This window comes from Sphingobium sp. FG58 (assembly GCF_057809055.1).
On sequence record NZ_JBMDJF010000003.1, the window covers coordinates 211,861 to 223,019 of the forward strand.

The 11,159-nt window shown below is 64.7% G+C and carries 11 protein-coding genes; 7 read left to right on the top strand and 4 right to left on the bottom strand.

Annotated features, from left to right (window positions below; genetic code table 11):
* Position 1: 1 nt before the first annotated feature.
* Positions 2 to 967 (bottom strand): Mrp/NBP35 family ATP-binding protein, encoded by a 966-nt coding sequence (locus ACODR8_RS05770; protein WP_489006353.1) that lies wholly within the window; start codon positions 965 to 967, stop codon positions 2 to 4.
* A gap of 73 nt (positions 968 to 1,040) precedes the next feature.
* Between ACODR8_RS05770 and hflK the strand changes: the two genes are divergently transcribed.
* From hflK to ACODR8_RS05805, 7 genes are all read left to right on the top strand, one after another.
* A complete protein-coding gene (hflK, locus tag ACODR8_RS05775) occupies positions 1,041 to 2,168 on the top strand; it encodes an FtsH protease activity modulator HflK (protein ID WP_489006354.1) in 1,128 nt (375 codons plus the stop codon).
* Positions 2,168 to 3,016, top strand: coding sequence for a protease modulator HflC (gene hflC, locus ACODR8_RS05780; protein WP_294132680.1), 849 nt, complete (start codon positions 2,168 to 2,170; stop codon positions 3,014 to 3,016). The genes hflK and hflC overlap by 1 nt, the downstream gene beginning before the upstream one ends.
* A 133-nt stretch (positions 3,017 to 3,149) precedes the next feature.
* A complete protein-coding gene (locus ACODR8_RS05785) occupies positions 3,150 to 4,655 on the top strand; it encodes a Do family serine endopeptidase (RefSeq protein WP_489006355.1) in 1,506 nt (501 codons plus the stop codon).
* A gap of 169 nt (positions 4,656 to 4,824) precedes the next feature.
* Positions 4,825 to 6,456 (top strand): helicase HerA-like domain-containing protein, encoded by a 1,632-nt coding sequence (locus tag ACODR8_RS05790; protein WP_489006356.1) that lies wholly within the window; start codon positions 4,825 to 4,827, stop codon positions 6,454 to 6,456.
* A gap of 214 nt (positions 6,457 to 6,670) precedes the next feature.
* Complete coding sequence (locus ACODR8_RS05795) at positions 6,671 to 7,975, top strand: MFS transporter (RefSeq protein WP_489006357.1); 1,305 nt, start codon at positions 6,671 to 6,673, stop codon at positions 7,973 to 7,975.
* Entirely contained in the window at positions 7,972 to 8,901 is a 930-nt protein-coding gene (cysK, locus tag ACODR8_RS05800; protein ID WP_489006358.1) for a cysteine synthase A, read from the top strand. Before ACODR8_RS05795 ends, cysK begins: the two co-directional genes overlap by 4 nt.
* 21 nt (positions 8,902 to 8,922) lie before the next feature.
* Positions 8,923 to 10,260 (top strand): cell wall hydrolase, encoded by a 1,338-nt coding sequence (locus ACODR8_RS05805; RefSeq protein ID WP_489006359.1) that lies wholly within the window; start codon positions 8,923 to 8,925, stop codon positions 10,258 to 10,260.
* 7 nt (positions 10,261 to 10,267) lie between these two features.
* Here ACODR8_RS05805 and ACODR8_RS05810 read toward each other — a convergent pair whose 3' ends face one another.
* The 3 genes from ACODR8_RS05810 to ACODR8_RS05820 all read right to left on the bottom strand — a co-directional run bounded on the left by ACODR8_RS05810 (position 10,268) and on the right by ACODR8_RS05820 (position 11,142).
* Positions 10,268 to 10,477 (bottom strand): hypothetical protein, encoded by a 210-nt coding sequence (locus ACODR8_RS05810; RefSeq protein WP_006950609.1) that lies wholly within the window; start codon positions 10,475 to 10,477, stop codon positions 10,268 to 10,270.
* Between the two features lie 67 nt (positions 10,478 to 10,544).
* Positions 10,545 to 10,685 (bottom strand): hypothetical protein, encoded by a 141-nt coding sequence (locus tag ACODR8_RS05815; protein ID WP_294132692.1) that lies wholly within the window; start codon positions 10,683 to 10,685, stop codon positions 10,545 to 10,547.
* A 118-nt stretch (positions 10,686 to 10,803) separates the two neighbouring features.
* Positions 10,804 to 11,142 carry a DUF6481 family protein gene (locus ACODR8_RS05820; RefSeq protein WP_489006360.1) on the bottom strand — a complete coding sequence of 113 codons (339 nt, stop codon included), beginning with the start codon at positions 11,140 to 11,142 and terminating at the stop codon, positions 10,804 to 10,806.
* Between the last annotated feature and the right edge of the window lie 17 nt (positions 11,143 to 11,159).

Genomic DNA, 11,159 nt, shown 5'->3' on the forward strand with positions numbered 1-11,159 from the left:
GTCAAACCGTGCGACCGAGCCAGTCGGCGACCTTTTGCGCGATGGCGCGGAAGGCGTCCGCGTGGATGCCTTCGCCAGCAGCGGGAGGATCGCCAGCATCGGACTGGCGGCGAATGTCGATGGCGAGCGGGACGCGGCCCAGGAACGGCATCGCCATCTCGCCCGCTGCCGTTTCCGCGCCGCCAGTCCCGAACGGATCGGAGATTTCGCCGCAATGGGGGCAGGCATAGCCCGCCATGTTTTCAACCAGCCCAATCATCGGCACGCCGACCTGCGTAAACAGGCTGACGGCGCGGGTCGCGTCGATCAAGGCGAGATCCTGCGGGGTGGAGACGATCACCGCGCCCGCCGGCTTATGCTTCTGCACCATGGTCAGCTGGATGTCGCCAGTGCCGGGCGGCATGTCCACGACCAGCAATTCCGTCTCGCCCCAGTCGGCGTCGATCAGTTGCGACAGGGCGTTGCCGACCATCGGGCCGCGCCACGCCAGCGCCTTGCCCGGTTCGACCAGATGCGCCATCGACAGCATCGGGATGCCGAGTGTGCCGGTGACGGGGATCAGTTTCTTCTCGCGCGCCTGGGGCTTCTGATCCTCGCTGCCCATCAGCCGGGCTTGCGAGGGACCGTAAATGTCGGCGTCGACCAGCCCGACCTTGTGGCCAAGGCGGTGGAGCGCGACTGCCAGATTCGCGGACAAAGTGGATTTGCCCACACCGCCCTTGCCCGACGCCACCGCGATGATGCGGAGCGGGCGGCGTTCAGCGGTTTGGGCAATGCGGACATCGGTGACGCCCGGCACGGTCAGCCCGCCGTCGCGGATCGCGGCGAGGATCGCGTCGCGCTGGTCGGGACCAAGCCCGCCCACGTCGAGCGCGAGGGTCATGATGCCATCCCTGATGCGCGGCGCGCTGGCGCGGCCATTGGTCAGGGCGGTCAGGCGGGCGGTAAAATCGGCGATATCGGTCATGGCGACGCCCTGTAGGAAATAATCGCAGCCATTGGCACTGTTTTTCGTGGATAAGCCTTCCTATAGAAGAGCGATGAAAAGAATTTTCGGGTGGATGCCCGGCATCATGAGCATGGCTCAAGGGCCTTGGGGCGGAAAAAGCGACGGGCCGGATGGCAATGACGGGAAAGGTCCGGGCGGCGATGGCGGCCCGCGCAACCCATGGACCCAGCCCAGTCGGCCCGCTGGCCAGAAAGGCCCTTCCGCGATTGACGAACTGCTGCGGCGGGGCCGCGAAAGCTTTGGCCAGGGCGGCGGTGGTGGCGGCTTTGGCGGCCTGCCCCCGCGCGCCAATGGCAAGGCGCTGTGGCCTGCGGCGGTTGCGCTGCTGGTGATATTGTGGCTGGTGCTGACCAGTTTCCACCGGGTCGGCCCGCAGGAACGCGGCGTTGTGACCTTTCTTGGCAAATATAGCCGCACGCTGTCGCCGGGTATCAGCCTGACCATGCCCGCCCCGTTCGAGACTGTTTCGACGGTGGACGTGGAAGAAATCCGCACCATCGACGTCGGATCGACCAATGCGGAGAGCGAAAATCTGGTGCTGACCGGCGACCAGAATATCATCGACCTGGCCTATTCGGTGCGCTGGAACATCCGCAACCCGGAGCTGTATCTGTTCCAGTTGTCGGACCCGGACGCCGCCGTGCGTGAAGTGGCCGAAAGCGCGATGCGGTCCGTGCTGGCGAGCGTCAGCCTGGACGATGCGCTGGGCGCGGGCCGCACCGCGATCGAGCAGCAGGTCGAACAGCGGATGCAGGAGATATTGGACGGTTATCGGTCGGGCATCCGCATCCAGGGTGTCGCGATCAAGCAGGCCGATCCGCCAAGCGCGGTCAATGATGCGTTCAAGGCCGTGTCGGCGGCGCAGCAGACGGCGCAAACCTATCTGAACGAAGCGCGCGCTGCGGCCCAGCAGGTGACGGCCAAGGCGCAGGGCGAGGCCGCGTCGTTCGACAAGGTTTACGAACAATATCGCCTGTCGCCCGACGTGACCCGCCGCCGCATGTATTATGAAACCATGGAGGGCGTGTTGTCGAACGTCGACAAGACCATCGTCGAAGGCGGCAATGTAACCCCCTATCTGCCGCTGCCCGAAATCAAGCGTCGCGCGCAGGCGACCGCCGCCGCCCCCGGCGCGACCACCGTTACGGGAGGCCAGTGATGCCAGTCCTATTGCGCCAACCCATCGCGCTAGCGCTGATCGCGCTGTTCCTGCTGATCGTGGTCGGCAGCACGGTGACGATCGTGCCGGAAACCCGGCAGGGCGTGATCGTGCGCTTTGGCGATCCCAAGGCGATCATCAACCGCTATCGCCAGAATGAGACGTTCGGCAATACCGGCGCTGGCATCATCCTGCGCTGGCCGTTCATCGACCAGATCGTGTGGATCGACAAGCGGGTGCTGTCGGTCGAGATGGAGCGGCAGCAGGTGCTGTCCACCGACCAGTTGCGCTTGCAGGTCGATGCCTTCGCCCGTTATCGCATCGTCGATCCGCTGCGCATGTATATTGCCGCGGGCAATGAGGAGCGGGTGTCGGACGCGCTGCGCCCGATCCTGGGGTCCGCCCTGCGCAACGAACTGGGCAAGCGGCCCTTTGCGGCACTGCTCAGCCCGGAGCGGGGCCAGGTGATGCAGAATATCGAGGCCGGGCTGGACCGGGTCGCGCGCCAATATGGCGCGGAGATCGTCGATGTGCGGATCAAGCGCGCCGACCTGCCCGACGGCACGCCGCTGGAAAGCGCCTTCACCCGGATGCGGACGGCGCGCGAGCAGGAAGCGCTGACGATCCGCGCGCAGGGGGCCAAGCAGGCGCAGATCATCCGCGCCGAAGCGGACGCCAATGCCGCGCGCATCTATGCCGAAAGTTTCGGGAAGGACCCGTCCTTCTATGATTTCTATCGGGCGATGCAGAGCTATCGCTACACCTTCTCGCCCGATCGCACCGGGCAGACCAACATCATCCTGTCGCCGAACAACGAGTTTCTGCAACAGTTTCAGGGACGCAAATAAGGGTTCACCGATGCTGCGGATCATTTCGGAACCAGCATCATTCAATGAGGGTTAAGGCAAGGCGGCGCATGTCCGGCTCTCCATCCAGAGTCCCGCCTTCCATTTCCTGAAGATCATGAGAGGACCGTCACGAGTGCGTTACGCTTATGCCATTACCGGCGCCCTGTTGCTGGGCGGCACCGCCATAGCCATCACGTCCCCCAATGTCGGCGCGCAGACCGCGCAGAATGAAGGATTGCAGGCCGCCGCCCCGGCGGGCGCGCCCGCAAGCCTGGCCGACATGGTCGAAAAGCTGCAACCGGCGGTCGTCAACATTTCCACCAAACAGCGGGTGGCGGTGCAGAACCCCTTTGCCGGCACCCCCTTTGGCGATCTGTTCGGCCAGGGTCAGGCCCCGGGCGGACGGCCGCAGACGCGGCAGGCCCAGTCGCTGGGGTCAGGTTTCCTGATTTCCGCTGACGGCTATATCGTCACCAACAACCATGTCGTGTCGGCAGGCGCGGAAGGCGCAACCGTCGATTCGATCACGGTGACGCTGACCAACAAGGAAGAATATACCGCCAAGCTGGTCGGCCGCGATCCCGCGACCGATCTGGCGGTGTTGAAGATCGACGCGAAAAAGCCCCTGCCCTTCGTCAAGTTCGGCGACAGCACCAAAGCGCGCGTGGGTGACTGGGTCGTCGCGATCGGCAATCCCTTCGCCCTGTCCGGCACGGTGACAGCCGGGATCATCTCCGCCGTTCATCGCAACACCGGCGGCGGTTACGAGAAATTCATCCAGACCGATGCGTCGATCAACCAGGGCAATAGCGGCGGCCCGATGTTCGACATGCGCGGCAATGTGATCGGCATCAACAGCCAGATATTGTCGCCGTCGGGCGGCAATGTCGGCATCGGCTTTGCCATTCCGTCCGAACAGGCCGCGCCGATCGTCGCGACCCTGCGTCAGGGGCAAGCGGTCAAGCGCGGCTATCTGGGCGTGCAGATCAGCCCGCTGGGCGAGGATCTGGCCGATTCGCTGGGTCTGGCCAAGAATCGCGGCGAGTTCGTCCAGGGCGTCGAGCCGGGCAAGGGCGCGGACAAGGCCGGGATCAAGGCTGGCGACGTGATCGTCGCGGTCAATGGTCAGGAAGTGAACCCGGACCAGAATCTGTCGTCGATCGTCGCCAGCCAGCCGATCGGCAGCAAGGTGCCAATCGTCCTGCTGCGCAACGGGCAGCGCCAGACGGTCACCGCGATCGTGGGCGAGCGTCCGTCAGAGGATGAGCTGACCAACTTCGCCCCGCAGCAGGATGAGGATTTCAGCCAGCAGGACCAGAATCCGGGTCAGGCGGCGCAGCAGTCGCTGGGCATTTCGGCGATCCCGCTGACGCCGAGCATCATCCGCCAGCTGGGCGTGGCCGCCGATACGCGCGGCGTGGTGATCACCGCCGTCGATGGATCGACCGATGCCGGGGCCAAGGGGCTGCGGCGTGGCGACGTCATCATCAGCGCCAACAACCGTCCGGTCACCAGCCAGGCGGAGCTGGACGCGCAGGTCAAGGCGGTGGCGGCGCAGAACCGCAACGCCATCCTGCTCCAGGTGCTGCGTCGCGGCCAGCAGCCGATTTTCCTGCCGGTGCGTTTGCGCGATAAATAAGCGCGGTATGAATATTCCTCTTTCCTTGACGGCTGGAGGATAGTGAAAATGTTTCCGTCATTCCCGCGAAGGCGGGAATCCATCTCCGGCCCTCTCACAGGAGGATAGCGTGGGAGATGGATTCCCGCATCCGCGGGAATGACGGCGTTTTTATGGGGAAGGAACGGGGATGAGCGACGGCATTTTCATTGGTCTGGGCGCGCCAGACAAGGATGGCGGGGTCCGCCAGTTGCTCAACCTGCGCCGGGCCAACCGCCATGGCCTGATCGCCGGGGCGACCGGCACGGGCAAGACCGTGACGTTGCAGGGCATTGCCGAGAGTTTTTCCGCGCTGGGCGTGCCGGTGTTCCTGTCTGACGTGAAGGGCGACCTGTCGGGCATCGCCATGGCCGGTTCCCCGACCGCCAAAAATGCCGACAAGCTGGTCGCGCGGGCGGCTGAAATCGGCCTGACCGATTATAGCTATGCCGATAATCCGGCGATCTTCTGGGATCTCTATGGGGAACAGGGTCACCCCATTCGCACGACCGTCAGCGAGATGGGGCCGTTGCTGCTGGCGCGGCTGATGGGCCTTAATGAAACGCAGGAAGGCGTGCTGACCATTGCCTTCAAATATGCCGATGAGGAAGGCTTGCTGCTGCTGGACCTTGGCGATTTGCAGGCGATGCTGGCCTATTGCGCGGAGAATGCCGACACGCTGTCGGCGCGCTATGGCAATGTCACCAAGGCAAGCGTCGGCGCGATCCAGCGGCAATTGCTCCAGCTCGAAGCCCAAGGCGGCGCGCATTTCTTTGGCGAACCCGCGCTCGACATCCATGATTTCCTGAAGGTGGACGATCAGGGGCGCGGCTATATCAATGTGCTGGCCGCCGATAAGTTGATGCAGAGTCCCAAGCTCTATGCGACCTTCCTGTTGTGGCTTTTGTCCGAACTGTTCGAGACGCTGCCCGAAGTGGGCGATCCCGACAAGCCGGTGCTGATCTTCTTCTTTGACGAGGCGCATCTGCTGTTCGACGAGGCGCCCAAGGCGCTGACCGACAAGATCGAGCAGGTGGTGCGGCTGATCCGGTCAAAGGGGGTGGGCGTATATTTCGTGACCCAGAACCCGATAGACATACCAGAGGAAGTCGCCGGGCAATTGGGCAACCGGGTGCAGCACGCGCTGCGCGCCTTCACCCCGCGCGACCAGCGCGCGATCAAGGCGGCGGCGGAGACGTTCCGCATCAATCCCGACCTGGATGTCGAAACGGCGATCACGCAATTGAAGGTCGGCGAGGCGCTGGTGTCGCTGTTGCAGGAGGATGGATCGCCCGGCATCGTCCAGCGCACGCTGATCGCGCCGCCGCGATCACGGCTTGGCCCCGTAAGCCCCAAGGAGCGGGCGATCATCCAGTCGATTTCGCCGGTGGCGGGCAAATATGACGAGGCGATCGACCGGGAATCGGCGGAGGAGATATTAGCTGCGCGCGGCAATGCCGCAGCGGCGGCCGCGGAGGCGAAGAAGGCGCAGGACGAAGCCGAGCGGACCGCGGCCATACAGGCCAAGGCCGAAGCCAAGCAGCGCGAACAGCAGATCAAGGAACAGGCGCGCGCGGACGCTGCCGCTGCGCGCGAGGCCGCCAAGCCATCGGCGATCGACAAGGCGATCCAGTCCGCCACCCGCGCCGCCGGTTCCTCGGTCGGGCGGCAGGTCGCCAACGAACTGGGCCGCGCGGTGTTCGGCGGATCGAGCCGCAAATCATCGGGCGGCGGGATTGCAGGAAAGCTGGTGCGCGGGATTTTAGGCAGTTTGTTCAAGTAAGTTCATTTACATGGCCTGCCAGCCCCCCGTTCGGGCTGAGCCTGTCGAAGCCTTGTCCTTCTTCTCAAGAAGAACGGCCCTTCGACAGGCTCAGGGCGAACGGAAGATGGAGGGTGACGGCAAAAGCCATGGCATGGCGGGACGAAGAAAAGCTGCGTCCTTTGTCTAGCGCCATGGTTGCCTGTTTGCGGGGACAGCGGCTAAAGGCGTTGGCATGACAGCCCCCTCCCCGCATCGCCATCCGCTGCACTTTGGCGATTTTCGGGCCTATCTGATCGGGCGGATGACCGCGGTGCTGGCGCAGTACAGCATGATGATCGTGCTGGGCTGGCAGGCCTATAATATCGCGCGCGAAACGATGACGACGGCGGGCGCGTCGGCGCAGCTGGGGCTGATCGGCCTGGCGCAATTTTTGCCTTTGTTTTTCCTGACGCCGCTGACCGGATGGGTCGCGGACCATTATGACCGGCGGATCATCAGCCGCCTGACGCTGACGATGCTGACGGGGGCAGCGGCGTTGCTGGCCTATGCGACATATCAGGACTTGGTCGGGCTGCCGCTGATCTTCGGCATTGCCGTCATCGTCGGCATTGCCCGCGCCTTCAATGGCCCGGCCTATGGCGCGCTGGCCCCCAATCTGGTGCCGCGCGACGTGCTGCCCACCGCCATCGCCATATCGGGCGTCGTGTGGCAGGCCGGGTCGGTCGTTGGTCCGGCGCTGGGCGGTTATGCCTATGCGGCAACGCCATGGGGGGCCTATGCGCTGGCGGCTATCCTCTATGCCGTGGCGCTGGGCGCGATGATGCTGATCGGCCCCGTGCCGCAGCCCGAACGCGACATCACCCGCCACCCGATCCGCCAGATGATCGACGGGCTGACCTATGTGCGGACCAACCGGCTGGTGCTGGCGACCATCACGCTGGACCTGTTCGCGGTGCTGCTGGCGGGCGCAACCGCGCTGTTGCCGGTCTATGCGCGCGACATATTGCATGTGGGGTCGACAGGGCTGGGCCATCTGGCCGCCGCGCCGGGCATCGGCGCCGGGCTGGTGGCATTGTGGTTCTCTTTTCGGCCATTGAAGAATGAAGTCGGCGTCAAGATGCTGGGGGCGGTCATCCTGTTCGGGATTGCCACCATCGCCTTTGGCTGCACCGCCTTCCTGCCGCGCAGCATCGCGATGGAATTCGGCATCGGCGCGCTGATCGTGCTGGGCGGGGCAGACATGATTTCGATGTTCGTGCGGGCATCGCTGGTCCAGCTTCATACGCCCGATGCCATGCGCGGGCGGGTGTCGAGCCTGTCGCAACTGAGCATTTCCGCCTCCAACGAGTTGGGCGAAGCGGAAAGCGGCTTTCTTGCCGCGCTTGTCGGCCCGGTTGTCGCTGTCATTGGCGGCGGCATCGGTGCTATCATCATCACCCTGTTCTGGGCGCGGCTCTTTCCCGAATTGCGCCTTGCACGCACCTTCGACCCACCCGACATAAGGGCGGCGGACCTCAGCCAGGAGAAAGCCCCATGAAAGCTGCCACGATACTCGAAACCATCGGCAATACCCCCCATGTCCGGGTGAACCGGCTGTTTGGCGATGCGCCTGAGGGCACAGAAGTTTGGATCAAGTCGGAACGCTCCAATCCGGGCGGGTCGATCAAGGACCGGATCGCGCTGGCCATGATCGAGGCGGCGGAGGCTTCGGGCGACCTGCAACCGGGCGGCACCATCATCGAACCGACTTCGGGCAATACCGGCGTGGGACTGGCCATGGTCGCGGCGGTGAAGGGCTATAAGCTGGTGCTGGTCATGCCCGAAAGCATGTCGATCGAGCGGCGGCGGCTGATGCTGGCCTATGGCGCGAGTTTCGACCTGACCCCGCGCGAAAAGGGGATGAAGGGCGCGATCGAGCGCGCGCTGGAGCTGGTGGCGCAGACGCCCAATAGCTGGATGCCGCAGCAGTTCGAGAATCCCGCCAATATCGCGGTCCATGCCCGCACCACGGCGCAGGAGATATTGGCCGACTTCGCCGACGCACCGATCGACGTGCTGATCACTGGCGTCGGGACGGGCGGGCATATTACCGGCACGGCGGAGGTGCTGAAAAAGGCCTGGCCGGGGATCAAGGTCTATGCCGTCGAGCCGACCCTGTCGCATGTCATCAGCGGCGGCCAGCCTGGCCCGCACCCGATCCAGGGGATTGGCGCAGGGTTCATTCCAGCCAACCTGCATACCCAGTTGCTCGACGGGGTAATCCAGGTCGATCCGGCCGATGCGAAGGAGTATGCGCGGCGGTCGGCCAGCGAGGAGGGAATCCTTGTGGGCATTTCTTCGGGCGCGACGCTGGCCGCGATTGCGCAGAAGCTGAAGGAACTGCCCGCGGGCAGCCGGGTGCTGGGCTTCAACTATGATACGGGCGAGCGTTATCTGTCCGTACCCGATTTCCTGCCGGAATAAGGGATTAGCAGCGCCAGCAGCATGACCGACGCTTCATCCTCTAACCAGCCGCGTCCGTGGGTCTGGCTGGTCTGGCTGGCGCTGTTTGTCGGCCTGCCTGCTGTCGTGGCGGGTTGGGAAAGTCGGCTGCAGGTTGTTCATGGCGAGGCCCGCTTCGCCACCGCCGCGCGCAGCGTCCGTCCACCCAGTCCACCGCCGAAGGTCGAGCCGGTGGCCGTCTATGCGCTAGATGCGGATCGGGCGCGGGCGGTCAATGCCGCCATCCCCTTTTCGCGGCTGCGCAATCCGGAGGCGCGGCCTTTCCTGTTCAGTGGCAGCGAGACGGATCTGGCGCGAGCGGTCGATTGTCTGGCGGCGGCGCAGATTTACGAGGCAGGCGACGATTCGGTAGGGCAACAGGCGGTGGCGCAGGTGGTGCTGAACCGGGTGCGCCATCCCGCTTTCCCCAAGACAGTGTGCGGCGTCGTGTTTCAGGGGCAGGAGCGAACGACGGGCTGCCAGTTCACTTTCAGTTGCGACGGCGCGCTGGCGCGCACCCCCTCGCCCGCTGCGTGGGAGCGGGCGCGGGCGAATGCCGGGGCGGCGCTGACGGGCAAGGTGTTTGCGGCGGTCGGCTATGCCACCCATTATCATACCGACTGGGTCGTGCCTTATTGGAGCGGGAGTCTGGACAAGCTGACCGCCGTGGGGACGCATCTCTTCTTTCGCTGGCGTGGCTGGTGGGGGACGCCGCCTGCGTTTCGCGCCGGGAGTGCGGCGGGGGAGCCGCTGATCGGCAGGATCGCGCGGCTGTCAGCGGCGCATCAGGGGGCCACCGACTTGTTGACGGCTGAATCGCCTGCCCTGTCTGCCACGGGCGCAGCCGCCGATCTCGCGGCAAGGCCGCTACAGGCGATTGGCGCGGAGTCGCTGGGCAAGGAGATGGCCGGGGTGCGGCTGGTCGCGGTTGCGCCCGGAGCCAAAAGTTTTCTGGTGGAACTGGGCCGGGACACCGGCGCGGATAGCTGGCCTGCAATCGCGCAGACATTTTGCGCCGGGCGGGGCGAGTGTCGGATCATGGCGTGGCGAGCGGGCAGCGCACCTGCCGGACTGCCGCTCAATGACAAGCAAATGGAAGCGATGAGCTTCGCCTATATCCATAATGTCGGGAGCGGATTGCAGCGCGCCCTGTGGAATTGCGCCCAGACGCCGCGCGCCGTGAAGGGCGAATGTATGCGCCAGCGCGTGCCGACGACTGTAACGACCGAAGCTGGGCTGGCCGGTGTGCGACGAAAGCAACGGTTCGAAACGGTGACGATCTCGCCGGTGCCCAAATCTCCCGTTTCTGGGGCCGGGACGGTCCCGGCCGCCAGCCCCTAGGCCAGCCTTATTTCGTTGCGAACTGGCCGGCTTCGGCCTTGAACATGTCGCGCGCGAAGGCGCGGACGGCGGTCGCGGTCTTGAATTTCTCGTCCTGGAGCAGCGACGAGGTCAGCGGATAACCCTGCGAATTATAGCGGGTTTCCCGCACGGTCAGGCGGAAATGGCCTTCTTCATCTTTGCTGATCAGGAAGGGACGGATTGCTGCGCGGCTCATAGGGCCTCCTTTTGAATGACAGAAAAAAGGGGAGCGCCAACCGGCGCTCCCCCGACATGATCGATATTTAGCCCACCATATCCGCAACGATCTGCTTGAGCTGGTTAGCGGACAGGGTGCCGCCCGGCGTCAGGCCGGGATGATAAGGGCGCTTCCTGTCGAACAGCGAGAGCGTGGGGCGTGGGCTTCTGGGTGAATGGTTATGCAAAATTATTCCTCGCGGCCAATGCCGCGTAACAAGTGATTTAGGCCCATAGCGGCACCATGCCGGCCATGCGACCATGAGTGTGTCAGCCGCGCGCCACAGGGCGCGACCTGAGGCGCTGTCAGCGCCCGCCTTTACGGCTCTTGCGCGCCTGATAGCGCGCGTCGCGCGCGGCCTTGCGTTCTTCGTCGGTCAGTTCCGGCTTGATCGCAGCAGCGGCGGCTTCCGCCTCCAGACGAGCGCGTTCCACCTTAGCGGCGCGTTCTTCTTCGCGGGCGAGCTTGGCCAGCCGACGCTTTTCCTGTTCGGCAGCAGCCTTGGCTTGCGCCGCGGCGGCGCGTTCGGCCGCCAGCACCGGATCGACCGGGGGCTTGGCCCGCAGCTTGGCAAGCGCCTTGTCACGCGCCTGTGTGGCGAGCGCCCTGCGTTCCTGAAAATCGGGTTCCTTATATTTCAGCATTCGTTCTAATCTGTCCT

Bases quoted from the DNA above. Each gene is read 5' to 3' on its own strand.
- ACODR8_RS05820 (WP_489006360.1), bottom strand. From the start codon at position 11,142: ATGCTGAAATATAAGGAACCCGATTTTCAGGAACGCAGGGCGCTCGCC.
- cysK (WP_489006358.1), top strand. From the start codon at position 7,972: ATGAAAGCTGCCACGATACTCGAAACCATCGGCAATACCCCCCATGTC.
- hflC (WP_294132680.1), top strand. From the start codon at position 2,168: ATGCCAGTCCTATTGCGCCAACCCATCGCGCTAGCGCTGATCGCGCTG.
- ACODR8_RS05810 (WP_006950609.1), bottom strand. From the start codon at position 10,477: ATGAGCCGCGCAGCAATCCGTCCCTTCCTGATCAGCAAAGATGAAGAA.
- ACODR8_RS05805 (WP_489006359.1), top strand. From the start codon at position 8,923: ATGACCGACGCTTCATCCTCTAACCAGCCGCGTCCGTGGGTCTGGCTG.
- ACODR8_RS05795 (WP_489006357.1), top strand. From the start codon at position 6,671: ATGACAGCCCCCTCCCCGCATCGCCATCCGCTGCACTTTGGCGATTTT.
- hflK (WP_489006354.1), top strand. From the start codon at position 1,041: ATGAAAAGAATTTTCGGGTGGATGCCCGGCATCATGAGCATGGCTCAA.
- ACODR8_RS05770 (WP_489006353.1), bottom strand. From the start codon at position 967: ATGACCGATATCGCCGATTTTACCGCCCGCCTGACCGCCCTGACCAAT.
- ACODR8_RS05790 (WP_489006356.1), top strand. From the start codon at position 4,825: ATGAGCGACGGCATTTTCATTGGTCTGGGCGCGCCAGACAAGGATGGC.